We start from the raw sequence: 26929 nt of genomic DNA on the forward strand, positions 1-26929 counted from the left end.
AAGTAAAAACACCCTTAGCTAAGTGCTTATGAGTCTAATTCAAGTAAGTACTTTACTAAGTTTTGATAATCTTTATCAAAGTTTTTACGATCTAATTTATTTGCATTAATACGGTATTTACCATTCACAAATACTGATGGCACACCCGTTAAAGCACGTTTTGCACTCATCGTTTCTTGGCTTTTCTTCATTGAATTTGCTTGTGAAATAACACCAAAGCTTTTCATTAATTTATCGAACTTATCACCATCAGCGCCATTTAAGACAAAGATATTGCGGATATCTTTTTCTGAGGTGATTACCGCTTTTTGTACTTGAAGATAATTAAAAAGAGCACCAATTAGCTTATCTTCATTGCCAAGTTGACCAGCAGCAACGATTGCCTTAGTGAGCATTTGTTGGATCTTAGGGCTAGCACCACGAAGAAAATCAACATGGTTACGTTTAAATGGAACCCCCGAAGGTAAAGATTTTTTCAGGCCATGCATCACCGGTTCAAAATTCTTACAAGCAGGACAATAAACCGAGAAGTATTCTCTGACTTCTTTCTTATTGCTCACCTTTTCACTTACTTTAGTATAGTGCTCGCCTTCAGTGTATTGCGCAGCAGAAGCGCCGACAGATAAAGCTAACAGAGGCATTAGCAAAAGAGATTTAAGTATTTTATTCATTATTATTTCCTAAAGTAAAATGGCCCAATTACAGTAACTACTATAAATAACTTAAATTAGTTATTTATATTAGCTACTTGGGTTAAAAATTTTGTAAACTTAACGGCGGCTGTTGCAATGCAGACATTTGCTCTTTAAGCATTAATATTTGCTGTTCCCAATATTTCTCAGTATTGAACCAAGGAAAATTTTGCGGAAAAGCAGGATCTTGCCAACGTTTGCATAACCATGCCATATAATTAACTAGTCGCATAGTTCTTAATGATTCTATCAAGATTAGCTGGTCACTTTCAAACGTAAAGAACTCTTCATAGCCCATTAATAATGTATCAAGCTGTAACAACTGCTGTTGCCTGTCACCTGATAGCATCATCCATAGGTCTTGTATAGCTGGACCGGTGCGACAATCATCTAGATCAACAAAGTGCGGCCCTTCATCACGCCATAAAATATTGCCGGCATGACAATCGCCATGTAAGCGAATCTGTTTAGTATGTTTCGCGGGTAGATACTGCTTGGCGGCAACGTCAATCACTTGATCCAAAATGGTAAAAAATGGCGTTATTAAGCCTTTCGGCACATAGTTAGAGGCAATGATACTTTCACGTGCTTGGTACAGTAATTCATCGGTATTAAAGTTTGGCCTGTGCTTAAAGTCCTTTTGTGACGATACCGCATGAATACGAGCAATAAAACGGCCCATCCACTCTAATTGATTGAGATTATCCACTTCAAAGATCCGGCCACCTCGACAAGGGAAGACCGCAAAATGGTAACCTTGGTACTCAAACAAGCTTCGGCCATTAATCTTCAACGGCGCAACAATAGGCAATTCGTGCTCTTCCAGTTCAAAGGAAAATTCATGCTCTTCGTGAATATTCTTTAGCTGCCAACGCTGTGGTCGATAAAACTTAGTGACGTATTTTACTAAGTTATCATCATGAAATTGATAGACACGATTTTCATAGCTATTAAGCGCTAGTAAACCACTATCAACAGTAAAACCGGCACTTTCTAGGGCGTCAATAATTAAATCTGGTGACAAGGCACTAAAATCAAATGATGCCATTAGCGTTTATTAAAAAATCGGCTTTCTTTCTCTATTTTAGCCTCACCTTCCGGTGCAATTTGTTCAACGGTAAAAATAATATTATTCATATAGCTTTCCAATTCATAAGGGTCCACAGAAATACTAATAGGTAAGGTATAAACCGTCGCCGCCTTTACCGTCACTTCTTGCTTTCCATGCCATGTTGTATTTTCAATACCTTTAACAGAAAGTTTATAGGTATTGTTCGTTTGCGACATATTAAGGATTTTTAAGGTAAAGACATTCTCAATATCACCATTAAAGTTCTCTTTCGATAATTCAGTGCGATCGCGAATGATATCTAAAGATAACGGTACCCTATTAACGATTTCAAGCACTAACATTGTACTCATAATAACCAGTAATACCGCATAACCAATGAGCTTAGAGCGAACAAAGTGTACTTTTTTACCTTGTAATTCATGCTCTGTGGTATAGCGAATAAGCCCTGGTTCATAATTCATCTTGTCCATAACGCCATCACAAGCATCAACACAAGCACCACAGTTGATACATTCATACTGTAAGCCATTACGAATATCGATACCAGTTGGGCAAACCTCGACACAAAGGTTACAGTCAATACAATCGCCAAGCCCCATGGCTTTGTGGTCGTCTTTACGACCCCTGGCTCCTCTACTTTCGCCACGTTTACTGTCATAAGTAACCGTTACGGTATCTTTATCAAACATGGCTGATTGAAAACGTGCATAAGGGCACATGTGTAAACACACAGTTTCTCGCATCCAACCAGCATTGCCGTAAGTAGCGAAAGTAAAAAAGGCTAAAATCACCGCCATTGTCATACTAGTATTAATGGTAAATACATCAACAAACAAGTCTTGCATCGGCGAGAAATAGCCGGCAAAAGTCATTGCCGTATAGAGTGAGAATAATAACCAAGCCGCGTGTTTTAAGGTTTTCCGGATGATTTTATTACTATTAAATTCTTGCTCATCCAACTTTCTCCGCTGATTGGCGGTACCTTCAATTTTCTCTTCAAACCAAATAAAGATGAAAGTCCACACGGTTTGCGGGCACATGTAGCCACACCATACTCGTCCAATAAATGTAGTAACAAAGAACAGTAAAAATGCGCCAAAGATACTAAACCATGCCAGTAGCGTTAAATCTTGTGGCCATAACGTCAGACTCCATAGGGTAAAGCGTTGCTCACTAATATCAAACAATACTGCTTGGTGACCATTAAACTGTAACCAAGGCAGCAGTAAAAAGAAGGCAAAATAAACTAGATTCATACGTTGTCTTAACTTTTGGAAAAAGCCGGACACTTTACGCACATAAATTTGATCACCTGGCTTATAACGCTCTTTTCCCGTATTTTTATTGCCATGAATTTTGACATTTTTTATAGGGATATATTGTTCAACCGCCTTGTTTTTTTTAGGCGTAGAGGAAGAAGGGTCGTTTTCTATCACGAGAAATCCTTGGTAAGCGGGTAAATACGACTAACGAACTTGTTGTTAGCCTTAAAAGAACATTAATTTTATTAACAAAAACACACAATAGCTAATATTTTATTACCTTAGTGAGGGAATTAAGATAAAATCGACTCACCAAACTAATTATATGACATATTATGAAGCATTTATTGATCTTAATCGTTGCAGCTGCACTCTACTTACATTTTTATCCTAATGAAGAAGTGACAGCGTTATATAACGACGGTAAACAAGTTTTACTTGAGGGATTCTCTGAGTTTAGCGATACCAAAGTACGCTTAAAAGCCGATAAAGTTTACACTGATTTAGAGTCAGAATTAGGAAGTTTTTCCGAGAAAGAAATCGAGCGATTAAAAGTTATCACCTCATCAAGACACGTAGTTAAAGAGTATTATTTTTCAATTTGCAAAACTGAACAGCGTGATATAGTTTTTCATATCACCAACCAAAAAAAGGTTTGCGGGGTAATCAGTCGCTACGCTAACCTGCTTTAGCACTAGCTGCTTTAACATTAACCTTACTTTCAAGCTTACAGTAAGGTTAATGTACCTATTCCCGACAATACTAGCTAGCAGACAATCTTGCTAAAAGTGTCGCGAAATTATCGCTCGCTTGCACTTGATCTACATGTTGTTGAGCTTTTATCTGCCACTGGCCATTAACCATCACATCCGCAATCGGATTTTGCTGACTGGCAAAAATAACACTATCGAGTAAGTGTTGGTTATCGTTGGCGAACAACTTAGTTTTATCACTATCGAGTACTAATAAGTCAGCTTGTTTACCAATAGCTAAATAACCGGTATTGCTATTGGTACTTTGTGCGCCACCTCTCGCTGCTTGCTGCCATAAATTTTGACCAACTGACACTTGCTCTGATGTCGCTAGAATTGCGCGTTGTTGCTTTGTTAAACGTTGTGCATATTCAAGCCAACGTAACTCTTCAATGGGGTTTACTGAAATATGGCTATCAGAGCCAATGGCAATAGTGCCGTTTTCAGCCATAAACTCTGTTGTTGGGAAAATACCATCACCCAAATTAGCTTCAGTCGTCGGGCAAATACCGGCGATAGCTTGTTTAGCAATAATGCCTTTTCGTTCTGCTTCATCAATATGGGTGGCATGAATAAGACACCAATGTTTATCAAGCTCAGCGTTATCTAGTAACCACTGCACCGGTCTTTTACCGTAATGCGCTAAGCAGTCATCAACTTCTTTTTGCTGCTCACTAATATGAATATGGATTGGCGCTTGGTTATCTAAACTGCGTACATGCGCTACGGCACTGGTGAGTGAGGTTTTATCTACTGCACGTAACGAATGCGGCGCAATACCTACATTGGTATTTGAATATTGCTCACTCAAAATGAAACAATCGCTGACTAACTGATTAAATTGCTCAGTAGAATTAATAAAACGTTTTTGACCATCACTCGGCGCCTGCTCACCAAAGCCACTGTGCTGATAAAGCACTGGCAATAAGGTTAAGCCTATACCTGATTCTTTGGCTGCATCAAAAATAGCTTGTGCCATAGTTGCTAAACTTGCTGACTTGCCATTTGATAATGAGCCTTCAGAAGTGTTAGCCCCATAGGTACTGCCATCAATATCATGATGTAAATAATGAAATTCAGCTACTCGGGTATAGCCCATTTTTAGCATTTCAATATAGAGTTGTTTCGCAATGTTTTTAGCATCTACTTCGGTTAGTTGCGCTAAGAATTGATACATGATCTTCCGCCATGTCCAAAAACTGTCTTGCCCTTCACTGCCTTGTTCACTAAAACCGGCAAAAGCCCGTTGAAATGCGTGTGAATGACAATTAACCATACCGGGAATTACCGCGCCTTTCGCAACTTCTGCACCGACAATCATGCCCGCTTCAATGGCCGTAATAACACCTTGTTCAATAGTGAGGGTTTGGTCAGTTGCCCAACCATCTTTTAATAAAATATTTTCTGCGTATAGTTTCATATTGCTCCACTAATACCAAGTTGATTAAGTTCTTTCCCACTCAGCGAGAGTTAAAGGGTTTAGAGGCAAGGCATTGATTGAAGAGAATGGTTATTCCCTTGTCAAAATCAATAACGCCGCATATGAACCCTTTAAACTCGCCCTATGGGAGCTTACTCAATGACCACTAACATCGTTAAATTTATGTGGTTTAGAATGACTAGACCTAAACAAATTCGCCTTGTTATTGAACATTGAGTACAGCTCTGAGTTGGGAAGAAATTTAATCAAATTGGTATAAAGTTCTCTATTAATATTGTTGCTAAATTCACTCAGCTATTATTACTTTTACATCACTTTTCTTGGGTGAAATCAGCTAAGCACTGGACAAATTGCTGTAATTTCTCTTTGACTAGCGCTGCTTTTTGTTCATTGTAATGGTCGCTAGGTTCATCCATATAAGTATGTTGTGATAATTCTAACTGCACCGCATGGATGCTTTCTTTAGGATTGCCGTAACCTCGGGTGATGTACCCGCCCTTAAAGCGCCCATTAATTACAGTTGAATAAGGTGATAAATCAAGCTGTTCAATTTTGTTAATTAGCTCAGCACTACAGCTTTCACCATTAGCACTACCAAAATTAAAGTCAGGTAGTTGTCCTTCAAAGAAACGTGGCACTTTTGACAAAATAGAGTGAGCATCTAATAAAACAACCTTGCCGTACTGCGCCTTCATCTTAGCTAAGGTATCATTTAATGCTTGGTGATACGGTTGCCAGTAAAGCTCAATTCTTCGTTGTATTTCAGCTTCATTAGGCTCTTGGCCAGTTTTATATAAAGGCGACAAATCAAAAGCTGTCGTCGGACAAAGCTCGGTACTATTGGCGCCTGGATACAAATTTACGCCATCAATATTTCGGTTTAAATCGATAACGTAACGACTGTATTTAGGCTTAATAACCGAGATACCAAGATCTTGGGCAAAATCATAGAGCTTATCCATATACCAGTCAGTATCTGGAACCTGATGACCGGTATTGGTCATGGTATTTATTATACCATCAGGGATTGATTGACCATTATGTGGCATGCTAATTAACATACCAATGTTGCCCGTGACCAAATCATAACTTGTATTCATATTATCCCCTAAAAATTGGCTACCGATGTAATTGTATATACAACTTAATTACCACTAATTTATCATGCGTTAGTGAGTCTGAGCAAGGATAGATGGAATTCTTTTGACTCGCTTACTTTGACCCTAGTCTGTAATTGACAATTCACTTCCTTTCTAAATAGGTTTTACCTATTGTAATGATAGATTTAATGAGTTTTACTAAACAAAGTTGAGCTATCATAATAGCGGCATCTTAACGAGTTACCTCATATAGCAACTCGAAAATAAGAATACAATCACCCAATAAAGGATTTCATTATGTTTAACGATATTACCGGTCAAAAAGTCCCCGCAGTCACTTTTCCAATCATAGCTAATGACACATGGAGTGCACGCAGCAGCGAAGATATTTTTGCCAACAAAACGGTGGTAGTTTTTTCATTACCCGGCGCATTCACGCCAACGTGTTCATCTTCTCATTTACCACGCTATAACGAATTAGCCGCTAAGTTTTTTGCCAACGGCGTTGACGAAATTGTTTGTATCTCAGTAAACGACACCTTTGTTATGAATGCTTGGGCAAAAGACCAAGATGCCGACAACATAAGCTTTATTCCCGATGGAAATGGTGATTTCACTCAAGGTATGGGTTTGTTAGTTGATAAATCTGAAATTGGCTTTGGCAAGCGTAGCTGGCGTTATGCCATGTTAGTTAAAAATGGCATTGTTGAAAAAATGTTTATTGAAGCTGATTTACCAGGCGACCCGTTTGAAGTATCTGATGCTGATACCATGCTTAATTTTATTAACCCAGCGGCGGTACAAAAAACTGAAATAGCCATTTTTACTAAACATGGCTGTTCACATTGCGCCAAAACAAAAGCACTTTTAGCTGAAAAAGGCTTACAGTATGAAGAGATGATCTTAGGTGAAGATACTAGTATTACCGCTATGCGCGCTATTACCAAAGCCGATACTACCCCGCAAATATTTATTGACGGTAAACTCATTGGTGGCAATGATGAGTTAACCAAGTACTTTAGCTAGTCGCCCTTTGCTTGCTTTACGGCTTAAACCTCAAAGCCAGCAAGCCCCAATAAAAACACAATAATGATATACTGTCGTTATTGTGTTTTTTTGTTTACATCCGACTGCTGGTGCTCAACAACTAGTACAGATGTTACTTATTGGAATTAAAAATGGATAACCAGCCATACAACCCTCTTCATGGTCTAACGCTAAAGACCATAGTTACTGAACTAGAAGCCTACTTTGGTTTTGAAACCTTAGGTAAAACAATCAAAATTAAATGTTTCACTGATAACCCAAGTATTCAATCAACATTAAAATTTCTGCGTAAAACCCCCTGGGCTAGAGAAAAGGTTGAGCAGCTTTACCTTAAAAATAAAATTAGAATTCAAAATTCATTTGAAGCAGATGATCTGAACTAGTCCGATAAATCCCCTCGCTTAGCTGACTATTTACTCTCTAAGATATTGCCAAACAAGCTATTAAAGCACTGGCAATAGACCGATAAATACCTAATGATGGGCTAATACTCATCAGAAATTAGGTAATTATGTCTTTAGCCACGCATTATATTTTAACTTGGCAATGTCCTGACAATTCAGGTGTTTTAGCCAAAGTATCGCAAAGCCTGTTCTCACTGGGTGCTTTTATTACCGAAACTTCACAATACAGTGACCCTTATAGTGAAACCTTTTTTTCACGTATTGCTTTTGATGATCGTAATTTAACCGTTTCTAGCCGTGAGTTTATTAACGCCTTAAATGAATTAGCAAAGCCACTTGAGATGCGCTATCAATTGCGCAAGCGAGATGACGTGCCTAATGTTTTAATTGCCGTATCCAAAGACGATCACTGCTTAGTCTCTTTGTTAACTAAGTGGAAGTCAGGGGTATTACCGATCAATATCGTCGGCGTTGTTTCGAATCATCAAAATTGCCAGTCGTTAAGTGAGTGGCATAATATTCCCTTTTATTATTTACCGGTAAATAAGAAAACTAAGGCAATACAAGAAGCGAAAATTAGTCAGTTAATGACAGAGCTCAAGGTAGATTTATTAGTATTAGCGCGTTATATGCAAATACTGTCTGATAGTTTATGTCAGCAACTGCAAGGTAAAGCCATTAATATTCACCACTCCTTTTTACCTAGTTTTAAAGGCGCTCGCCCTTATCATCAAGCCCATGCCCGCGGCGTTAAAGTCATTGGTGCTACCGCGCATTACGTTACCGCTAATCTTGATGAAGGGCCTATCATAGCGCAGGAAGTAAAGCCCATTAATCACACTTTCACCATAGAGCAGATGGTACATATGGGTCATGACTTAGAAGCCACCGCATTGAGTCACGCAGTAAGGGTTCATGCAGAACAACGTGTTTGTATAAATGGCGATAAAACAGTGATTTTGGCTTGAGTTTGACTTTACTGTATAGACGGGATTTTAACGTTGTCGAAAGGTCTATTACCACTCAGACTGTAAGTATTTTCTTACAGCCGTCAACTCCCCCTGACGTACAACCTTTCACTAAATAAGGCTAAAAGTAGCCTTATTGTTCTATTTAAGATTAGAATTACTTCATAACCCCTTTTAATAAAAAGTCTGATACATGATTAATGTTGAAAAAATTCATCACGTTGCCTATCGCTGCAAAGATGCCAAAGAAACAACTGATTGGTACCAAGATAAGCTAAACATGGGCTTAGTACTGGCTATTGCAGAAAATGAAGTGCCATCAACTAAAGCGCCAGACCCGTATATGCATATTTTTCTTGATGCGGGTAATGAAAATGTCTTAGCCTTTTTTGAACTGCCTAATTCACCAGCCATGGACAGAGATCAAAATACTCCGACTTGGGTGCAACATATTGCCTTAAGAGTGGCGAGTTATGACGAGCTAGTAATGGCGAAAGAAGAATTAGAAAGTAAAGGTGTTGACGTTTTAGGGCCCGTAAACCATGGTGTGTTTAAGTCTATTTATTTCTTTGATCCAAACGGTCATCGTCTAGAGCTTGCTACCGATACCGGCACTGCAGAGCAATTTAAAGAACTCAACCGAGTAGCTTACGCCATGATTGAAGAATGGTCAGTGACTAAACGCGCACCACGTCATGCGGCTTGGTTACACGAACAAGATTAATTTTAGCGGCTAAAAACACCGCTGTTTTTTACCGCCAGAATATCAGATAGTTAAAACTAAAAAAGCCCCCGAGTTATCACTAGGGGGCTTTTTCGTTAGCTAAAGAGATTAACGAATACCAGCACTACGCTTGATATTCTTTACGTAATTGCTTCGCCGCATTGACCATATTCTCTAACGCTAATTTGGTCTCAGTCCAACCACGTGTTTTTAAACCACAGTCTGGATTTACCCATAAACGCTCTACCGGGATATGCTTTTGTGCTTTGCCAATTAAATTCACCATCCAATCAACCTCGGGTACATTAGGGGTATGAATATCATACACACCTGGGCCTAAATCATTGGGATAGGCTTGCTTATCAAAAGCATCAAGTAATGACATATTCGAGCGTGAGGTTTCGACTGTTAATACATCAGCATCAAGCGCAACGATGGCGGGTAAAATATCATTAAACTCTGAATAACACATATGACTGTGAATTTGGGTTGCTGCTGGCGCCTTAGCGGCTGATAAGCAAAATGATGCCGTCGCCCAATCAAGGTATGTTTGCCATTGGCTTTGTTTTACAGGCATGCCTTCACGAATCGCTGGCTCATCTATTTGAATAATTTGTATGCCACTAGCAATTAAATCAACCACCTCATCACTAATTGCTAAGGCTATTTGTTTTGCGACTTGCTCACGTGATAAATCATCACGAACAAACGACCAACATAAAATAGTGATAGGGCCAGTTAACATGCCTTTTACTGGTTTGTCGGTTAATGACTGAGCAAAACTGGCCCACTCAACCGTCATTGGTTTTTTACGGCTAATATCACCAAAGATGATTGGCGGCTTAACACAACGTGAACCATAACTTTGCACCCAAGCAAACTGAGTAAAAGCAACACCCTCAAGTAATTCACCAAAATACTCGACCATGTCGTTACGTTCAGCTTCCCCATGTACTAAAACATCTAAGCCTATTTCTTCTTGACGCTTAATGGTGTCACGAATTTCGTCTTGGATAAGCTTAGTATATTGCTCGTCATTGATCTCGCTTCTACGCCATTTCGCACGGGTTTCACGAATATCCCCAGTTTGTGGGAATGAGCCGATAGTAGTGGTTGGTAAAAGTGGTAAATTAAGCTCAGCTTGTTGCGCGACTTTACGTACTTCAAAGCTTTCTTTTCGGCTGAAGTCTACTGCTGTTAATGTACTAACCCTTTGTTGTACCTTTATATTATTAATACGTTTTGATACGCGACGCGCTACAGCAGGATTCGAGTATTGGCTAATTTCATCACTGTTATCATTAACTAGGGCACTTTTAAGCAAGCTCAATTCTTGACACTTTTGCTTAGCAAAGGCTAACCATGATTTAAATTCACTATCGAGTTTACTTTCTTGGTCTAAATCCACTGGCGAATGTAATAAAGAACAAGACGGTGCTAGCCATAAACGTGCACCTAAGGTTTTATATAAAGGTTGTAGCTTTTGATAAACAGACACTAAATCTGTTTTCCAAACATTTCGACCATTGATAACACCTAATGAAATAATCCAATCATTGGGTAAGCGTTCAATAATACTGACGACATCACTTTGTTCGGCAATGGTATCAATATGAAGTCCATCAAAAGCTAAATCTTTAATTAACGCTATATGATGGTCAATTGAAGCAAAATAGCTAGTTAGTAATACTTTCAGTTGGCCTTTTTTGAGTTGCTGATAAGCTTGAGTAAAAGCTTGTTGCCACTGGTGATCTAATTCTAGTCCTAGTACGGGTTCATCCAGTTGTAACCACTGAACGCCAGCATCAGATAGTTGTGTTAACACCGTTTGATAGCGTGTTAACAATGCCGGTAATAAAGCTAATTTATCTTCATTGCCGCTAACACTTAAATAAAGGTAAGTAATTGGCCCAAGTAAAACGACTTTACGATTATCGGTGATGGTTTGTGCTTCATTGAAATGTGCAAGTAAGTTGTCAGTATTAACCGGCGTATCGTGGGATAATAGCGCCGCACTTAACTCAGGCACTATGTAATGGTAGTTGGTATTAAACCACTTAGTCATATCACTGGCGGCACATTGACAACCTGATGGTGCTTGGCCACGACCGATACGAAATTCTAAATCAAGGGTATTTCGCTGTTCATTTTTACTATGAGTATGCTTGCTATTACTTGTATGGGTAGAGAAGCGCTCAGGCGCTAAGCCAAGTAATAGTGTGGTATTAAGAACATGATCATAATGAGCAAAATCACCCACAGGTAATAACTCAATACCTGCCTGCTGCTGTATCTGCCAGTTAACCTGACGGCGGTCTTTACACTCAGTTAAAAAATCAGTTTTTGATAAATCACCACGCCAGTACTTCTCTAATGAGAATTTTAATTCGCGTTTTGCGCCTATACGTGGAAAACCTAAATTGTGAATTTGCATCTCTGCTCCAAAAATTATCAGTACCAATAAATATCTAGAAACAAATGGACGTCTAGACGTTTAAATGGTTATACTCTAGAAAATAAGCGTTTAAGACAAGCGCAAATAATTCAACAGGGAGTTGAAATAAATTCATTATGTTCGAGATAAAACATTTAAGAACGCTGACAACCCTTGCCGATACCGGGAATATTCGTAAAGCGGCTGAGCAGTTGTTTAGTAGCCAATCAGCTTTGTCACATCAAATAAAAGATTTAGAACAAAGATTAAATACACCGTTATTTATTCGTAATACCTCACCGGTTGAATTTACCGAAGCGGGTAAGGTGTTACTTAATCTTGGCGAAGAGATATTACCTAAGATTAAACAGGCAAATAACGCGCTAAAGTCGCCTTTATTAGCTACCGCGACCCTAAAAATTGCCATTGACTGTCATGCTTGTTTTCAATGGTTGTTACCGGTGACTAGTCACTTTTCCCAACAAAATAACAGTGTTGACCTTGAATTTATTGATGAAAATTTTGCAATCAATAAACAAAATAAGTTCAGTGAGAATAAAGTAGATATTTTATTTACCGATGAGAAGTTAACGGGAAATAACGTCATTTATCAAGAGATTGGTCAGTTTGAAGTGATTGCTGTGCTCGCTAAACAACACCGCTCTAATCAGCACTTAACTCATGGAAAAATATCAAAGCATCTTGGCAACTTTTCTCCAGAGCAAGAAGTTACGCCCTATTTATTGCCAGAGCATTTTAGCCAATTTACCTTGCTAACTTACCCTTTACTGCCTGAGCAACTTGATATTTTCAACTTATTCTTAACACCAGCAAAATGTAAACCGAAGAAGGTAAAACAAGTGACGAATAGCCATGTTATGTTGCAAATGGTCTCGGCCAACATGGGCGTAGCGACTTTACCTGATTGGTTAGTCACAAGCGTAACTCAAAGATCACTATTTCATTGTATGCGTTTAGGCGAAAAAGGCATTCATAAAAAATTGTATGCTCGTTATGATAAAAATAGTCAACAATTAGCTATGATAGAAAAGCTCCTGCCTGAAGCGATCAAAGAATTTGCTAACTTATATGCTAGTTAATATTAAAAAATCATTACTATAATTTAATGAGGTAAGCCATGTGGTATCAAACTGAAATAACATTGCACTCGAGAAAGCGCGGTTTTCACCTAATCACCGATGAAATTCTTAGCCAGCTACCGGAACTGAATAACATTAGCTGCGGCATTCTGCACCTATTTATCAAACACAGCTCTGCTTCCATTACCCTCAATGAAAATGCCGACCCGACGGTGCGCGCAGATATGGAAGCGCATTTTAACCACTTTGTCCCAGAAAGAGCCCCCTATTATCAGCACACCTATGAAGGTGATGATGATATGCCCGCGCACATTAAGGCAAGTCTATTAGGTAATAGTTTGAGTTTACCCATTACGAATGGGCAATTAAATATAGGGATTTGGCAGGGAGTATATTTAGGTGAACATAGAAACCATGCCGGTAGCCGCACGATTGTCGCAACTATTAATGGTGAGTAATCTTCATTACCGTCATTCCCGAAGTTACTGATCGGGAGGCCATTCTTTAGGAGATTTAAGAGATAAAATCTGGATCCCCGACTAAAACACCACGGGGATGACAGCTGCAAATCTAGCCTTTTAAAATAAGGATGGGGGTAATAATAGTATTCAGCTTTAAGTTGTACTGCTCAAGTTAAAGGAAAAAGCACGGAGTTGACGTTAGTCAATGAGTACTTCTGACGCATAAATTGGACGGTAAAATGACAAGATGAAAACTATGTATTTAGTCTTCTTCTAGTACATGCGGTCCGGCGTAGTTATCAAAACGTGAATATTTGCCTTGGAAAGTCAGTGCTACACGACCAATCGGTCCATTACGTTGTTTACCAATAATAATTTCTGCCATGCCTTTAAATTCACTGTCATCGTTATAAACCTCATCACGGTAAATAAACATGATTAAATCCGCATCTTGCTCAATTGAACCCGATTCACGTAAATCTGAGTTAATTGGGCGTTTATCAGAGCGTTGTTCCAAGCCACGGTTTAACTGTGAAAGCGCAACTACAGGTACTTTTAACTCTTTAGCCAAGGCTTTCAATGAACGAGATATTTCAGCAATTTCCAAGGTACGATTATCAGAAAATTGCGGTGCGCGCATTAGTTGCAAGTAATCAATCATGATCATAGAGATACCGCCGTGATCACGGTGAATTCGCCTTGCTCTAGCTCGTAACTCTGTTGGGGTTAAACCAGAAGCATCATCAATGAACATTTTACCTTTTTCCATCAACAAACCCATGGTTGAAGATAAACGCGCCCAATCTTCATCTTCTAATTGACCGGTACGAATTTTAGTTTGGTCAATACGACCTAAAGAGGCCAACATACGCATCATGATTTGATCTGCGGGCATTTCTAGACTGAAAATAAGTGCGGGATATTCTTGTGTCATCGCCGCATGCTCGGCCAAGTTCATGGCAAAGGTGGTTTTACCCATGGAAGGACGCGCGGCAATAATAATCAAATCAGACTTTTGCAGCCCCGCGGTCATTTTATCTAAGTCCGCATAACCACTAGGGACACCAGTAACACCGCCTGATGGTGTTGAACAAAGTTTTTCAATGCGATCAACGGTTTTTTCTAATACTGAATTAAGGCTTTCAGGGCCTTGTGATTTACTGGCACGTTTTTCAGCGATAGCAAAAACTTTGGTTTCAGCAAAATCAAGTAATTCTGCACTACTACGCCCTTGGGTATCATAACCGGCTTCAGCGATCTCATTGGCTACACTGATCATTTCACGGGTTACTGCTCGTTCTCGAACAATGTCGGCATAGGCTGTGATGTTAGCGGCACTCGGGGTGTTTTTCATCATCTCAGCGAGATAAACAAAACCGCCGGCATCGTCAAGTTTTTGATCGTTTTCTAAGGCTTCAGAGAGGGTTATTAAATCAACCGGCTCACCTAACTCAATTAAGGCGCCGATAGTTTCAAAAATAAGGCGATGAGAGCGACTATAAAAGTCATCGGCAACCGCTTTTTCCGCCACACGGTCCCAGGTTTCATTATCAAGCAACAAACCACCCAGCACCGACTGTTCCGCTTCTAACGAATGCGGTGGTACTTTTAATTCATCGATTTGTTTATCTCTAATAAATTGCTGTTCTTTCGCAAATTTACGTGGCTTTTTTTCGGCCATTACCTGAACCCTACTCTGCTACATTACTGTACTCGCGTTCGTTTTACCCTGACTTTAATTAAAGTAAAAAAAGGCTCGCGAGTATCTAAAAAAGGAGTGCTAATGTAGCAGAATTCGGCTTATGGGAATATAAAAGTTTTCCTAAAAGCCGCTTTATAAGGAAATAGATTATTTACTGCTTACCTCGACATTACCATTAACGGTTGACACTCTAACTAAAGCACTACCGTTTAGGGTTTGAAAATTTAACTTCGCACCCGGACCATACTCAGCATGCTCGGTTTTTGCCTTGGTAATATTATTGACTATGTCACCGCCAACACTCGATTTAAGGGAAAAATCAGCATCGACACCTTTTTGAAAGGTAAAAGCTAAATCACCACTTACCGTTGAGGCTTTTAATAAGGCTTTTGCAGCTAAGGTTAACTTTGCCTGTAAATCGCCACTGACTGTTCTGATACGCAATTCAACAACTTCAGCTAAAACAAGCTCACTATTGCCGGAAACGTTGTTAAAAAAGACTTCTTTGGCTTGGCTGTTGATATCAACTTCACCACTGACCGATCTAATTTCTAAACGCCCGGTAGAGTTGGTATCTTTAATATCACCACTGACTGCAGCTAACGAGACCTTTCCGGCTAAATTATGACTATTGATATTGCCACTAATACTACTGAGTTCAGCACTTTGGCTAATATTTTTAGCCAAGATATCACCACTAACGGTTTTAACTTCTACGCCGCCATGTAAATTTGATAAATGAATGTCACTAGAGATACTTGAAGATTTCATGCGGATATTTTTTGGCATAAAAATGGTTATTTTTGAGCCATCTGCACGCCAATTATTCATCCTTGGGTATTCAACTTGAATCAGTACTTGCGCACCTTTTTGCTCAAAAGTAAGTTTTTCCGCATCATCATCTAACGTGCCCGTGACTGATATTTTATCTTTATTCCAACCAATAACAATGATAGAGCCACTGTGGTTATTAATGGATACGTTAGTGACATTCGTACTAGATATGCTTTCAGCTACTTCAATGGCAGCCACTGTTTGGCCACTTAATAGTAAGCAAGTGGTCACTGTAATGATGTTTACGCCTTGTTGTATCTTTCTTGTTAAATTGTTCATAAGAACCTCTTTATCTGGTATTTAATGCTTTGCTTAACCAATTAGACTTTAGCTAACGATATTTTATAACTGTGCTTTGTATCAACTTCACAAGGTACTAAATAACTTGATATTGGCGATATAATTGTTGTAATAACTTCAATTCTTGCTGTTGGGTAAAGTCGAGTAAATTCAATAAATCGACATTATTTTCATCCGTTAACAGCGCTTTTCTTATTGATGCTCTGGCGTCCGCTAATTGTTTTAATTCTGTTTGCATTGCCATGGATAATTTTTCAACCGAGGGTTGTCCGTAACTAGCAAGCAATAGTTGTTTTTGTTGTTGAAAGTTTTGTTGCATAAAGCTGACTAACTGCCCCTGCGTAGGGATAGCATGCTTTTGGCTATCTACCAATGTTGGTATGTCTTGTTGCATTTTTGGTGAAAAAGTGAACCAAGACATCAGCACAACCATCGCAATTGAAGCTGCCCAGGCGCTAGGGACAAAGACATTCCGGTGCTGACTTGTGGTGACTTGTTGGCTTTTATGGTTTAAGGCACGTTCTATGCCCGGCCATAGATCTCTTGCTGGAGTCATTTCATTAGGCAATGCCGCTACTTGTTCATTAAGTACTTGCTCTGATATCACCTTTTTTTGAGGTATGTGCTTATTCATGACTTAACTCCTCCTCAACTGATATAAAATCATTCGCGGTTAATGACTCTTTTAATAATTGCCTGGCTCGATGATATTGCGACTTGCTCGAGCCCACCGCCATTTTCAACATGTTGGAAATTTCCTCATGGCGATAGCCTTCAATGGCAAACAAGACAAAAACTAAGCGTGCTCGTTCCGGTAGACGAGAGATGTGTTGGTCTAACATCCGCAGTGTTGAATCATCGGTTAAACTAACACTTGGCTCGACCACGTGTGCGCCTTGCTCTTCAATACTAAAAACACGCTGCAACCAATTTTTATGTTTACGTAAATGCCCCAAAACCACATTAGTAGCAACACTGTGCAGCCAAGTACTGAATTTACTTTCGCCGCGAAAATTATTTATTTTTTGCCATAACACCACAAAAACTTCCTGACAGACATCTTCCGCACTATCTTTGTCTGCTAGCATTCGCCAGCACAAAGCATAAATTTGTTTGTGATGTTTTTTATATAGCTGATAAAAAGCATCTTGTGAGCCTTTTTTGGCTTGTGCTATCCAAGTATGCTCTGCATCACTATCAGCGAAGTCATGACTTTTATTAGCGCTAAATCGCACTAGCCCATCAATGACTGTTGTTTGTGGTTTATCTGCTTTTTCTTGGCTATCCAACTGATAAAGCCTCTATAAGGTTCAAAATAACTTTCCAATTTGACTATTTAACTATTTAAAGTTGCTAGCCAAAATAAGCTTCGATATTAATTAATACCAATTACACTAATGAATTGGTCAATTAATTAATGTACTTGGTAATAAGATACCAAACGGAATAAAAAGGTTTAAAGCATATTTAAAAAAAATCTTTTGGCTAGGTAATCACTTGTAACATCTTGTTACGCTTTGCTGATATTGCTTAGTTACTTTATTTAAAATCATGTGTAAATTAGCATAACTATTTCAAGAACTATAACTATACCTATAACAATAACAACCGCCCCAAAAGGAACTTACCATGAAATTAACCAGTCTAGCCATAGCACTGACACTCGCTTTAGGCAGCAGCCAATCGGCATTTGCAGCAGAGAGCAAGGAAGACAAAGCCAAGAAAAAAGATCAAACCATTGAACAAATGATAAAAGATAAAACAGCGACATTAGGCTTGTTTGATTTTTATCAAGATAAAAAGACTGGCGAAACACTGATGTTATTGGATGAAAGTCAATTAGATACGCCTTTTTTACATTTCGCCCAAACGGTTGATGGTCTTGCTGATGCGGGACATTTTCGCGGCGGTTACCGTGGCGCAAAAATCATTGAGTTTAGACGTTACTTTGACCGCATAGATATAGTAACTAAAACTTCTCGTTTTCAATTTGACGAAAACAACCCACTTAGCCGTGCTAAAGACGCCAATATTAGTGAAGCGGTTTTAGCCAGTTTAAAAATAGAAAAAGTAGAAGATGGCCAAATCGCTTTAAAAGTAGATAAACTTTTTTTAAGCGAATCACTACATAAAGTATCGCCGTGGGCGCGAGTTGATGATAAAAACGCTAAAAAACGTTTTAAACTAGGAAAGTTAAATAGCAAAAAATCACGCATTCTAGATAAGCGCGCTTACGATAATAATGTTGATATTGTCGTTGATTATGTGTTCAATAATCCTAACCCAAGTGTTTATGGCTCTAAAGCGGTTTCAGACCCGCGCTCGGTATCCATTAAGTTACAGCATTCTTTTATCGAGTTGCCTAAAGAAGAATTTGCTCCGCGTTATGAAGATGCCCGTATTGGTTACTTTGGTACTGAATATGATCAAATGACTTCAAGCAGCTGGGCACCTTATAAAGATGTTATTAATCGCTGGAACTTAGTGAAAAAAGATCCAAATGCAGCAATATCTGAGCCCGTTGAGCCTATTGTTTGGTGGATTGAAAACACGACTCCACTTGAATGGCGTGACACCATAAGCGAAGCGGTATTAGCGTGGAATTCATCTTTTGAAAAAGCCGGTTTTAAAAATGCCCTACAAGTTAAAATTCAACCCGATGACGCGACTTGGTCAGCTGGAGATGTAAATTACAACGTCTTGCGCTGGACCTCATCGCCACAACCACGCTTTGGTGGTTATGGCCCTTCTTTAGCCAACCCGTTAACCGGTGAGATGCTTGGCGCAGATATCATGCTCGAATTCATATTTATGAAAAACCGTTGGATATATAACAGCTTATATAGTCAAGGTGCTGCTAGTGTCGGTTTTAGTGATATGGAGCAAAATAATCAAGGGCCGGACTCAAACAATGCACTAAACTGCAGTGCAGGTCATGAGTTGCAACAAGGTTTATTACTTAGCCAAGCGATGTCAAAGGGTAACGACATAGAAAATAAAGCCGTGCTAAAAGAAGGCTTACGTCATTTGGTGCTACATGAAGTAGGCCATACCCTGGGTTTGAACCACAATATGAAAGCATCCATTTTATGGGATGAAAAAGAAATTCACGATAAATCACTTACCCAAGGCGCGTTAACTGGCTCAGTGATGGATTATGCGCCAATTAATGTTGCCCCTAAAGGCACTACCCAAGGCGATTACTTTCAAACAGAGCCCGGTTTATATGATGATTGGGCTATTAACTTCGGTTATTCAATTGCCCTTGAGGATCCTGAAGAAGAACAAGCTCGTTTAGCAAAAATACTGGCTCGCTCTGGTGAAAAAGGTTTAGCCTTTGGTAATGATGCCGATGATATGCGTGCTCCTGGCCGTCATATCGACCCACGTATTATGACTAGCGATTTATCCTCTAACCCTGTTGCTTACGCAAGCGATCGTATGAGTTTAATTCAATCCTTGCTTGGTGACCTAAAAGGTAAAGCGCTTATTGATGGGCAATCACATCAACAGCTGTTAATTTCAGCCAATTCACTGTTTGGTCAATACAGACGCCAAGCCGAGGTGATTTCTCGCCAAATTGGCGGCGTTTATGTTGAGCGTAACGTAGTAGATAGCACTAAAACACAAAGCTTGCCGTATACACCTGTGCCGATGGCAATACAAAAAGCGGCTATGCAAGCCTTAACAAGCTATGTCTTTGCCGGTGATACCCTAGTAGAAATGCAACCTCTGTACAGTTACATGCAACATCAACGTCGTGGTTTTAATCATTACAGTAAAAATGAAGATCCTAAAGCGCATGATATGATTTTACATATGCAAATGTCGGTATTAAACCAGCTACTGCATAAAAATGTATTACAGCGTATTTCTGATACTAGCTTGTACGGTAACGACTATTCGTTAACCGCTGTGCTGTCGGATTTAACCGCTGCTATTTTTGTTGACAGTAACAAAGCCAGCTCTACCAGTCGTAACATTCAAGTAGAGTATGTAAAACGTTTAATTGCTATTGCCGGTGTTGCTAAAGCATCATCTTACGACAACCTAGCTAAAGCAGCAGCAGTAGGGCAACTTACCGAGATATTAGATAAAAGCTCTTCAATGAGCTTTGGTAAGAACTCAACAGAGAAAGCACAAGATGCTTATATTAGCTTAATGATAAACAAAGCACTTAAGGTCTAATGATTTAGCACTACTGACAATACCAAAAAACAAAAGCCCAACATTCACTAAATAAAGAGTTTGTCGGGCTTTTTTATGTCTATTTTTAAGCTTACTTTTACCGCTACAGTTTAGAGGTAAATATTCATCAATTTTTAGACACAAAAAAAGCGCCAATTGGCGCTTTTTTACGTTTATCGCAGTAAAGAAGAATCTACTTCTTGCTAAGTGCACCAAAACGTTTGTTAAATTTATCAACACGACCACCGGTCTCAGCTTCTTTCTGCTTGCCAGTGTAGAATGGGTGACATTCAGAACATACGTCTAGGTGAATATCTTTACCTATAGTAGAAAGCGTTACTATAACATTGCCACAAGAACAACTTGCTTTGAATTCAGTGTACTTAGGATGAATACCGTTTTTCATGGGGACCTCTATCTCTTTTGAGAATTTGGGCGCATCGCCACTTAGCCATTTATTAGCGTCTATCACTATAATAGACAAAATGCTAAGCACCATACGTAGTTAAAAATTAATGGTGGCGAATAATAAAGCATAGCTTTAATAACTGCAACATAAAAAATCATAAAACAGCCAAAAATAGCCTTATTTAGATTATTTACTAGCAAAGTAATAATGTTACTTGGCAGTCTCTGTTACACGGGGCAAAATGGTGCTAATTATTGCTAACAAAACTTACTGACTAAACGTGTCTGAACATTACATTCAAGTTGCTATCCCTGTCCCCATGCGGCAGTTATTTACTTATCAAGTACCAAAGTCATTGTGCTCTCCTGCAATTAAAGCCGGTGAACGCGTAGTGGTTCCTTTTGGGCCACGAAAAGTTATTGGTATCGTTATTGATGAGCAAGCAGAGTGTAATTTCGATCCCAGTAAAATTAAAAGCATTGCCGGCCGCCTAAACGATAACTTCAATCTAAGTAAGCCTTTAGTTAATTTCCTTCAGCTCTGCGCCCATTATTATCATCACCCCGTGGGTGATGTATTTCAACAAGCCCTACCTATACTGCTGCGAAAAATAGAAAATATTACCTTAAGCCCACCAATGGTGTGGCAGACACAAACAGATGATAAAAACCATAAAGAAATACTGATTAAACTCGAAAAAAAAGCGGCCAAGCAATTTTCTTTATATCAACTCATTAACAGTCATCATGGTATTAGCTGGGTAGAGCTTCGCACCTTAGGTTATAGCAAAGCGCAATTAAATGCTCTGCAAAGTAAAGAGTTGATCATTGAACAAGAACAAGTAGCTAGCCAATTTACCTGGCAAGAAGACACACTAAATCAAGCAGACAAGTTACTACTTTCAAGTGAGCAAGCTATCATTGTTAGTGCTATTAATAGCTCATTAGCAAGCTTCACTTGTCACTTAGTTGATGGTGTTACCGGTAGCGGAAAAACAGAAGTATATTTGCAAGCCATGGAGGGGGTACTTGCCAAAAATAAGCAAGTTTTAGTGATCGTGCCCGAGATAGGTTTAACGCCCCAAACGTTAAACCGCTTCGAGCAGCGTTTTAACGTGCCAATTGCTTTGCACCATTCAGGTCTCAACGATAAAGAACGTTTAGCGACTTGGTTAAGCGCTCAACAAGGCAGTGCCGCTATTGTGATTGGCACGCGCTCAGCAATATTTACGCCCTTACATCGCCTTGGTTTAATCATTATCGATGAAGAGCATGACTCGTCCTTAAAACAACAAGATAGTTTTCGTTACCATGGCCGTGATATGGCAATTCTGCGGGCCCGTCAATTGAATATCCCCATTGTTTTAGGCACCGCCACGCCAAGCTTTGAAACGTTGCAAAATGCATTATCCGGAAAATATAGCTACCATCAGCTGCTCAAGCGCGCTGGCAAAAGTAATAAAGCTAAAATCACTCTGATTGATATGAATCAACAGCAAGTAGAATTTGGCCTATCAGGCACGCTTAAAGCTGAAATTAAAAAAACCTTAGCGCGTGGTGAACAAGTACTATTATTTTTAAACCGACGAGGTTATGCACCCGCGATAAATTGTCAAGAATGTCATTGGTTAGCCGAGTGTCAGCGTTGTGATAAGCCTTATACTTTGCACCAAAAACAACAGCTACTGATTTGCCACCACTGTGGTAGTCAAAAGCGTATACCGCCTCAATGCCCTAGTTGTGGTAGTGTTCGGATTGCACCATTAGGTCAAGGTACTGAGCAATTAGAGTCCCGTTTAGCCGAGCTATTTCCTGACTGCTCTATCGTACGTATTGACCGTGATAGCACTCGCAAAAAAGGCGAGTTGGCAAAATTACTACAAGAAGTTACCGACAAAAAACATCAACTACTGGTTGGTACCCAAATGCTCGCCAAAGGCCATCATTTCCCGGATGTAACCTTAGTTGCGGTACTTGATGTTGATGGTGCTTTATTTAGCTTTGATTTTCGTGCCAGTGAACAAATGGCACAACTACTAATACAGGTAGCAGGTCGTGCCGGACGAGCAAGTAAACCGGGTAAAGTACTGGTACAAAGTAATTATGTTGACCACCCACTACTGCAAGATTTAGTGCACAATGGCTACCATCATTTTGCCCACCAAGCACTGACAGAGCGAAAGCAAGCATTACTGCCACCCTTTACTTTTCAAGCGTTATTACGCGCCGATTCAAATTACCCATCGTATCCAGAGAAATTTTTACGTGTTCTGACCCAACAGCGCCTGGACGGTTGTGAATTTGCGGGCCCAGTGCCTGCGGCAATGGAGAAAAAAGCCGGTAAGTTTAGGTACCACTTGATCATTCAAGCAAAGTCTCGGAAAGATTTACATCGTGCAATCTTACAATTACTGATACAAATACCTAACAATGAATGGCTAGGTAAAGTGCGTTGGAGTTTAGATGTCGACCCCATTGATCTCAATTGGTAATAAAAACTGAAATTTATCGCTATTATGAGGAAAAATGATACTTCTTGGTGCGGAACTTCATTAATCGTGTTTTTTTTCGGTTAGCTCAGTTACACTAGCTAAAATTTTCCCTGTTATCGATCCTCCCCTCTTCATGGCTAATCAAGATTACGTTACTCGCGCACCGGCAAAAAAGAAAAAAAACTCTCGTCGTGGTAAAAAGCCATCAAAAAACGTCACTACAATCTCGCTAAAAGCTAAGCTAATTAGTGCCCTTTTAGTGATTTTAATCAGCGCGTTTTCTTATGGTTTATGGTCGTTAAAAACAGATCCAAGCACTAAAACCCCATTAATTTTACCTGTTAAAACAGTGCAGGATAAAAAAACGAATAACAACACAAAAGAATTACCTAAGCTACCAAAAGAGAAATGGACTTATGTAAAGGATTTAGCAACAAAAGAAATCGAAGTGGGCCAGTATGAAGTAAAAGAAAAAGGCCCTTATAAAATGCAATGTGCTTCGTTCAAAACAATTGAACGTGCTGACACTTTAAAGGCGCGAATTGCCTTTACCGGATTAGAAGCACGAGTGATAAAGTCTAAGGGTAAAAATGGTACTTGGTACAAAGTTGTTTTAGGCCCCTACCCCCGTAAACGCCTCGCTGAAAAAGACAAACATATGCTTAAGCGCAATAATATTAACTATTGCCAAATTATGCTAATGAATTAATTAATAACTTTCCTTGAAAATTCAGCAAAGACCCCAATTATATTAGCATCAATGAATTGAGTTAAAATGAGGTTAATGTGACTACTATTATTTCAGTAAGACGTAATGGCAAAGTGGCTATTGGTGGTGATGGTCAAGTATCACTTGGCAATACCGTAATGAAAGGCAATGCCCTAAAAGTTCGCCGTTTATATAATAACAAAGTACTGGCTGGTTTTGCTGGTGGCACCGCCGATGCATTTACTCTGTTTGAGCGTTTTGAGAGCAAACTTGAACAACACCAAGGTCATTTAACCAAAGCGGCAGTAGAGCTTGCTAAAGACTGGCGCAGTGACCGAGCATTAAGAAAACTTGAAGCATTACTTGCTGTCGCCGATGAAACAGCCTCCTTAATCATTACCGGTAATGGCGATGTTATTCAGCCAGAAAATGACCTCATCGCCATTGGTAGTGGCGGTAATTTTGCCCAATCGGCTGCCATAGCACTGTTAGAAAATACTGACTTAAGTGCCAAAGAGATAGTAGAGAAATCATTAACTATTGCTGGCAATATCTGTGTATTTACCAACCAAGAACATACCATAGACGAACTATAACCCTAGTATTTTCTATAGGGAAGCCTGATTAAAATGTAACCTGAGTATGAGTCAAAGACTCCTTAGGCAGCAACGAGGAATAAACATGTCAAATATGACCCCACGCGAAATTGTCCATGAATTAGATAGCCATATTGTTGGGCAAAGTGATGCCAAACGTGCTGTTGCCATCGCACTTAGAAACCGCTGGCGTAGAATGCAACTGGATAAAGATTTACGTAACGAAGTTACCCCTAAAAATATTCTAATGATAGGCCCTACCGGTGTTGGAAAAACTGAAATAGCGCGCCGTTTAGCAAAGCTTGCCCACGCTCCATTTATCAAGGTAGAAGCGACTAAGTTCACCGAAGTAGGTTATGTTGGTAAAGAGGTTGAATCTATTATTCGTGACCTTGCCGATATGGCAATAAAGATGGTTAAAGAAAGTGAGATGGAAAGAGTTAAATATCTTGCTGAAGAAGCCGCTGAAGAACGTATTTTAGATGTACTTTTACCGCCTGCTCGTGACGGCTTTGGTAATGATGAAACAAGTGAAAACACCAATACTCGGCAAATTTTCCGTAAGAAATTACGAGAGGGTAAACTAGACGATAAAGAAATTGAACTAGATTTAGCCTCACCACAAGTGGGTGTTGAAATCATGGCTCCTCCAGGTATGGAAGACATGACCTCACAATTACAAAGCATGTTCCAAAACATGTCGAGTGATAAAACCACCAAACGTAAACTTAAAATTAAAGATGCCTTTAAAGCTTTACAAGAAGAAGAAGCCGCTAAAATCGTTAATCAAGATGACATAAAGCAAAAAGCTATTGATGCGGTAGAGCAAAATGGTATTGTCTTCATTGATGAAATTGACAAAATTTGTAAACGTGCCGAGAATTCTGGCGGCGGCGATGTATCTCGTGAAGGTGTGCAGCGCGACTTATTACCTTTAGTTGAAGGTTGTACGGTAAGTACTAAGCATGGCATGATCAAAACTGATCATATCTTATTTATCGCCTCGGGTGCCTTTCAAATGTGCAAACCTTCAGACTTGATCCCTGAGTTGCAAGGTCGTTTGCCTATTCGTGTTGAGTTACAAGCGCTAACGGCTGACGATTTCGTGCGTATTTTAACAGAACCTTTTGCCTCGTTAACAGAGCAATATAGCGCTTTACTCGCTACTGAGGGCCTAGAAGTAACCTTTACTGTTGATGGTATTAAGGCAATTGCCGATGCAGCTTGGCAGGTTAATGAGACCACTGAAAACATTGGTGCCCGTCGTTTACATACCATGATGGAACGTTTGGTTGAAGATTTATCGTTTAATGCCGACCAACGCAGTGGTGAGTCAATCAGCATAGATGAAACTTATGTGAATAAAATATTAAGTGACGTTGTTAAAGACGAAGACTTAAGTCGTTTTATTCTTTAGTCTCTGGCTCATTAAAGAAAAATTAGGGGATTATACCAATCCCACTAACTATGCGATCATTTCTACTTGCAAAAATTACCAACTACTTCGTTATTTATTTAATAATTAGAACAACTAGTTATTACAGTAAATGCCTTGTATTTGGCAGTTTTTTCTACGTATAAAATAGATCACCTAATTAATGGAACTGGTATTACTACAATGAAAATTATTAATTTTATTATAGATAATAGCCAACACAACCTTACTATTGATTTTTCCGCTAGTAAAGGGGTGACTAATGCTCAACTTAGCTTTGAATATTTACGTATTTGCTCGCCGGAAAACTCAACTAAAAAATTAAAGTCGGGTCAAGTTCAAGTCACGAGTCATAAAAAGGATGTTACTTTAATCAGTATTGAAAGTGTTGCTAAACATGGTTATCGCTTAATATTCAGTGATGGCCACAATGCTATTTATAGTGAAGTGTATATCCACACCTTAGCCATTGAATATGAAGCGCGTTGGCAGAGTTATTTAAATGATTTAAAAGCAACGGGCCATTCGCGTGAAGCGATGATTGAGATTAAACAGTTATAGTCTACTGCTTACTAAGTTAGTCGGTAATAGATTCGCGGTTTCACTAATTGATAAAGCCCTGACTTTAAAAGGTCAGGGCTTTTATTTAGGGGGAATAGAATCAATAAAGTCATATCATACGGTAACTTTACCTCGTTACCCTATACCAATTTGATTAACTTTCTTCCCAACTCAGAGCTGTACTCAATGTTCAATCACAAGGCAAATTTGTTTAGGTCTAGTATTCTAAACCACATAAATTTAACGA

General features: G+C 39.2%; 24 protein-coding genes. 13 read left to right on the forward strand and 11 right to left on the reverse strand.

Annotated elements, in window-relative coordinates; all coding sequences use genetic code 11:
- Positions 1-26: 26 nt before the first annotated feature.
- The 3 genes from F580_RS0107495 to ccoG form a co-directional block, all read right to left on the reverse strand.
- Positions 27-671: a thiol:disulfide interchange protein DsbA/DsbL gene (locus F580_RS0107495; RefSeq protein WP_019027091.1), complete on the reverse strand. Its 645-nt coding sequence runs from the start codon at positions 669-671 to the stop codon at positions 27-29.
- 82 nt (positions 672-753) lie between these two features.
- Positions 754-1740, reverse strand: coding sequence for a serine/threonine protein kinase (locus F580_RS0107500; protein ID WP_019027092.1), 987 nt, complete (start codon positions 1738-1740; stop codon positions 754-756).
- Positions 1740-3200, reverse strand: coding sequence for a cytochrome c oxidase accessory protein CcoG (ccoG, locus tag F580_RS0107505; protein WP_019027093.1), 1461 nt, complete (start codon positions 3198-3200; stop codon positions 1740-1742). The genes F580_RS0107500 and ccoG overlap by 1 nt, the downstream gene beginning before the upstream one ends.
- 161 nt (positions 3201-3361) lie before the next feature.
- Here ccoG and F580_RS0107510 point away from each other — a divergent pair, with 161 nt between their 5' ends.
- Positions 3362-3718, forward strand: a complete 357-nt coding sequence (locus tag F580_RS0107510) for a hypothetical protein (RefSeq protein ID WP_019027094.1) — start codon at positions 3362-3364, stop codon at positions 3716-3718.
- 70 nt (positions 3719-3788) lie between these two features.
- Here F580_RS0107510 and F580_RS0107515 read toward each other — a convergent pair whose 3' ends face one another.
- Both F580_RS0107515 and hutG read right to left on the reverse strand, forming a co-directional pair.
- On the reverse strand, positions 3789-5198 hold the full coding sequence (locus F580_RS0107515) for a formimidoylglutamate deiminase (protein ID WP_019027095.1): 1410 nt from the start codon (positions 5196-5198) through the stop codon (positions 3789-3791).
- Positions 5199-5530: 332 nt separating this feature from the next.
- On the reverse strand, positions 5531-6319 hold the full coding sequence (hutG, locus tag F580_RS0107520) for an N-formylglutamate deformylase (RefSeq protein ID WP_019027096.1): 789 nt from the start codon (positions 6317-6319) through the stop codon (positions 5531-5533).
- A 297-nt stretch (positions 6320-6616) separates the two neighbouring features.
- On the opposite strand from hutG, the gene F580_RS0107525 reads away from it, so the two are divergent.
- The 4 genes from F580_RS0107525 (at position 6617) to F580_RS0107540 (ending at position 9462) form a co-directional block, all read left to right on the forward strand.
- A complete protein-coding gene (locus F580_RS0107525) occupies positions 6617-7345 on the forward strand; it encodes a glutathione peroxidase (RefSeq protein ID WP_019027097.1) in 729 nt (242 codons plus the stop codon).
- Positions 7346-7497: 152 nt separating this feature from the next.
- Positions 7498-7749 carry a VF530 family protein gene (locus F580_RS24160; RefSeq protein ID WP_019027098.1) on the forward strand — a complete coding sequence of 84 codons (252 nt, stop codon included), beginning with the start codon at positions 7498-7500 and terminating at the stop codon, positions 7747-7749.
- Positions 7750-7877: 128 nt separating this feature from the next.
- On the forward strand, positions 7878-8738 hold the full coding sequence (gene purU, locus F580_RS0107535) for a formyltetrahydrofolate deformylase (RefSeq protein ID WP_019027099.1): 861 nt from the start codon (positions 7878-7880) through the stop codon (positions 8736-8738).
- Between the two features lie 193 nt (positions 8739-8931).
- Complete coding sequence (locus F580_RS0107540; protein ID WP_019027100.1) at positions 8932-9462, forward strand: VOC family protein; 531 nt, start codon at positions 8932-8934, stop codon at positions 9460-9462.
- A 124-nt stretch (positions 9463-9586) separates the two neighbouring features.
- Here the strand turns inward: F580_RS0107540 and metE are convergent, their stop codons facing one another.
- Positions 9587-11896 carry a 5-methyltetrahydropteroyltriglutamate--homocysteine S-methyltransferase gene (gene metE, locus F580_RS0107545; RefSeq protein ID WP_019027101.1) on the reverse strand — a complete coding sequence of 770 codons (2310 nt, stop codon included), beginning with the start codon at positions 11894-11896 and terminating at the stop codon, positions 9587-9589.
- A gap of 137 nt (positions 11897-12033) precedes the next feature.
- On the opposite strand from metE, the gene F580_RS0107550 reads away from it, so the two are divergent.
- Positions 12034-12996: a LysR family transcriptional regulator gene (locus tag F580_RS0107550; protein ID WP_019027102.1), complete on the forward strand. Its 963-nt coding sequence runs from the start codon at positions 12034-12036 to the stop codon at positions 12994-12996.
- Between the two features lie 38 nt (positions 12997-13034).
- Positions 13035-13454 (forward strand): secondary thiamine-phosphate synthase enzyme YjbQ, encoded by a 420-nt coding sequence (locus F580_RS0107555; RefSeq protein ID WP_019027103.1) that lies wholly within the window; start codon positions 13035-13037, stop codon positions 13452-13454.
- A 265-nt stretch (positions 13455-13719) separates the two neighbouring features.
- Here the strand turns inward: F580_RS0107555 and dnaB are convergent, their stop codons facing one another.
- The 4 genes from dnaB to F580_RS0107575 form a co-directional block, all read right to left on the reverse strand.
- On the reverse strand, positions 13720-15138 hold the full coding sequence (gene dnaB / locus F580_RS0107560) for a replicative DNA helicase (RefSeq protein ID WP_019027104.1): 1419 nt from the start codon (positions 15136-15138) through the stop codon (positions 13720-13722).
- A 168-nt stretch (positions 15139-15306) separates the two neighbouring features.
- The gene (locus tag F580_RS0107565) at positions 15307-16272 is read right to left on the reverse strand and encodes a DUF4097 family beta strand repeat-containing protein (RefSeq protein ID WP_019027105.1); all 966 of its coding nucleotides are present in this window, start codon (positions 16270-16272) and stop codon (positions 15307-15309) included.
- 97 nt (positions 16273-16369) lie between these two features.
- The gene (locus F580_RS0107570; RefSeq protein WP_019027106.1) at positions 16370-16927 is read right to left on the reverse strand and encodes a hypothetical protein; all 558 of its coding nucleotides are present in this window, start codon (positions 16925-16927) and stop codon (positions 16370-16372) included.
- On the reverse strand, positions 16920-17528 hold the full coding sequence (locus F580_RS0107575) for an RNA polymerase sigma factor (RefSeq protein WP_051092063.1): 609 nt from the start codon (positions 17526-17528) through the stop codon (positions 16920-16922). The genes F580_RS0107570 and F580_RS0107575 overlap by 8 nt, the downstream gene beginning before the upstream one ends.
- 394 nt (positions 17529-17922) lie before the next feature.
- Between F580_RS0107575 and F580_RS0107580 the strand changes: the two genes are divergently transcribed.
- Complete coding sequence (locus tag F580_RS0107580; protein ID WP_019027108.1) at positions 17923-20481, forward strand: zinc-dependent metalloprotease; 2559 nt, start codon at positions 17923-17925, stop codon at positions 20479-20481.
- A gap of 193 nt (positions 20482-20674) precedes the next feature.
- On the opposite strand, the gene rpmE is transcribed toward F580_RS0107580, so the two are convergent.
- A complete protein-coding gene (rpmE, locus tag F580_RS0107585; RefSeq protein WP_026301310.1) occupies positions 20675-20887 on the reverse strand; it encodes a 50S ribosomal protein L31 in 213 nt (70 codons plus the stop codon).
- Between the two features lie 283 nt (positions 20888-21170).
- Here rpmE and priA point away from each other — a divergent pair, with 283 nt between their 5' ends.
- From priA to F580_RS0107610, 5 genes are all read left to right on the forward strand, one after another.
- Entirely contained in the window at positions 21171-23381 is a 2211-nt protein-coding gene (gene priA / locus F580_RS0107590) for a primosomal protein N' (protein ID WP_026301311.1), read from the forward strand.
- Between the two features lie 133 nt (positions 23382-23514).
- Positions 23515-24090, forward strand: a complete 576-nt coding sequence (locus F580_RS0107595) for an SPOR domain-containing protein (protein ID WP_019027111.1) — start codon at positions 23515-23517, stop codon at positions 24088-24090.
- A 77-nt stretch (positions 24091-24167) separates the two neighbouring features.
- Complete coding sequence (gene hslV / locus F580_RS0107600; protein ID WP_019027112.1) at positions 24168-24686, forward strand: ATP-dependent protease subunit HslV; 519 nt, start codon at positions 24168-24170, stop codon at positions 24684-24686.
- Between the two features lie 85 nt (positions 24687-24771).
- Entirely contained in the window at positions 24772-26103 is a 1332-nt protein-coding gene (gene hslU / locus F580_RS0107605; RefSeq protein WP_019027113.1) for an ATP-dependent protease ATPase subunit HslU, read from the forward strand.
- 201 nt (positions 26104-26304) lie between these two features.
- Positions 26305-26682, forward strand: coding sequence for a gamma-butyrobetaine hydroxylase family protein (locus F580_RS0107610; RefSeq protein ID WP_019027114.1), 378 nt, complete (start codon positions 26305-26307; stop codon positions 26680-26682).
- Positions 26683-26929: the final 247 nt, after the last annotated feature.

This window comes from Colwellia piezophila ATCC BAA-637, from assembly GCF_000378625.1.
Lineage (GTDB): Bacteria > Pseudomonadota > Gammaproteobacteria > Enterobacterales > Alteromonadaceae > Colwellia > Colwellia piezophila.